Below are 691 nucleotides of genomic sequence, written 5' to 3'. Positions count from 1 at the left end.
CGTCCGTTATTTCGCAAATATTTGAATTGACGCCTTCCAGATCACAGGCGCTTCGGGATATCGAATACACGGCGTACCCTTTTTTATAAAACAATTCGGCGGCCGCGCGCCCAATACCCTTTGAACCACCCGTAATAACAACTACTTTTTTATCGCCCATTGACAGTAGTATATACTATTTTTCTTTGATATAATAGTGCTTATTCTTCATAAATAAGAGGCTTATATGAAAAATGATTTTATTAGTTCGCGTTTTATTCATTTATTTGAAAAATCCAGAACAATGAGCAGCATATACGAAGTAATGACGGGCGATCACCTTGATTCATACGCCAGCCAATGGCTTAATGACGCGGGAGATATTGTTTCAGTAACTTTTCGCACATTGGATGAAAATGTAAAGAGCATGGCGGTTTATTTGTCAAAAAAGCTCAGTAATTCTAAAAAAGGCTGTTTTGTCGGCGTTTCAATGGAAAATTCCCACCTTTGGCAGGTTTGTTTCTGGGCGTTGCTTATGGCCGGTTTCAAACCGGTGCTTATTGATATAAACCACAAAGAAGAAATGGTTGACTATATTATCAAAAGCTCAGGCGCCGCGGCTATTTTAGGCAATGACACGCTTGATTTAAAAAGTAAAATTATAAAAATTTCTCTTAATGATTTAAATTCAATAAAGGAAAAACCGGAATTT

The 691-nt window shown here is 37.3% G+C and carries 2 protein-coding genes; one reads left to right on the top strand and one right to left on the bottom strand.

Annotation, left to right across the window (positions count from 1 at the left end):
* The coding region (locus ACYVRA_RS07900) for an SDR family NAD(P)-dependent oxidoreductase (protein WP_461252190.1) at window positions 1–160 on the bottom strand (160 nt) is incomplete at its 3' end.
* A gap of 66 nt (window positions 161–226) precedes the next feature.
* Here ACYVRA_RS07900 and ACYVRA_RS07895 point away from each other — a divergent pair.
* The coding region (locus ACYVRA_RS07895; RefSeq protein WP_461252189.1) for an AMP-binding protein at window positions 227–691 on the top strand (465 nt) is incomplete at its 3' end.

It is taken from the genome of Treponema sp. R8-4-B8 (assembly GCF_054786175.1).
The sequence above is the reverse complement of the archived record's forward strand: the minus strand, read 5'-3'. Positions and strand labels throughout refer to the sequence as shown.